Annotated in this window: 1 protein-coding gene; it reads left to right on the top strand. The window is 66.9% G+C overall.

The annotated features are described in order from the left end of the window. A partial coding sequence (locus ON21_RS24690) for an AMP-binding protein (protein WP_039801378.1) occupies positions 1 to 951 on the top strand: 951 nt, incomplete at both ends.

Raw genomic sequence — 951 nt, 5'->3', positions numbered from 1 at the left:
GCCACCGAGCAGGACGCACTGCCCGCGAACAATATTCCGGTGCTGCTGTTGGAGGAGACCACCGGTTACGACGACGCGCGCGTCCGCAACCGCGAGCGGGTGAGGCCGCTGCGCCCGGACAACCTGGCGTATGTCATCTACACCTCCGGTTCCACCGGAGTGCCCAAGGGCGTCGGCGTCGCGCACCGCAACGTGGTCGAGTTGTTCGCCAACACCCAGTTGCTGTTCGAGTTCGACGAAACCGATGTGTGGACGCTGTTCCATTCCTTCGCGTTCGACTTCTCGGTCTGGGAACTGTGGTGCGCGCTGGCCAACGGCGGCAGCGTGGTCGTGGTCGACTATCTGACCTCCCGCTCGCCGGAGCAGTTCCGCGACCTGCTGATTCGCGAACAGGTCACCGTGCTGAACCAGACCCCCTCGGCGTTCTACCAGCTCGCCGAGGCCGACCGCGCGGCGCACCACGACGAGGGCAAGTTCGCCCTGCGCTACATCGTGTTCGGTGGTGAGGCACTGGATCTGCGCCAGCTGCGGCGCTGGTACGAGCGCCATCCGGTGGACGCGCCGTGGTTGGTGAACATGTACGGCATCACCGAGACCACGGTGCACGTGTCGTTCCTGTCGTTGGACGAGCAGATGGTCGACAACGAGGCCAGCGTGATCGGGCGTGCGCTGCCCGGACTGGACGCGTACGTGCTCGATGACCGGTTGCATCCCGCGCCGGTCGGGGTGGCAGGCGAGATCTACGTCGCGGGGGCACAGCTGTCGCGCGGGTATCTGGGCCGTCCCGGGCTGGCGGCGACGCGGTTCGTGGCCAATCCGTTCGGGGCGCCGGGTTCGCGGATGTATCGCAGTGGGGACATCGGCCGCTGGGTCGGGTTCGGCGGTCGAGCCACCCTGGAGTACGCGGGTCGTGGTGACCAGCAGGTGCAGTTGCGTGGGTTCCGTATCGAA

It is taken from the genome of Nocardia araoensis NBRC 100135 (assembly GCF_000308435.1).
In the GTDB taxonomy this organism is placed as follows: Bacteria; Actinomycetota; Actinomycetes; order Mycobacteriales; family Mycobacteriaceae; genus Nocardia; species Nocardia araoensis.
Note: the sequence above shows the minus strand (reverse complement) of the source record. Positions and strands in the feature narration are given on the sequence as shown.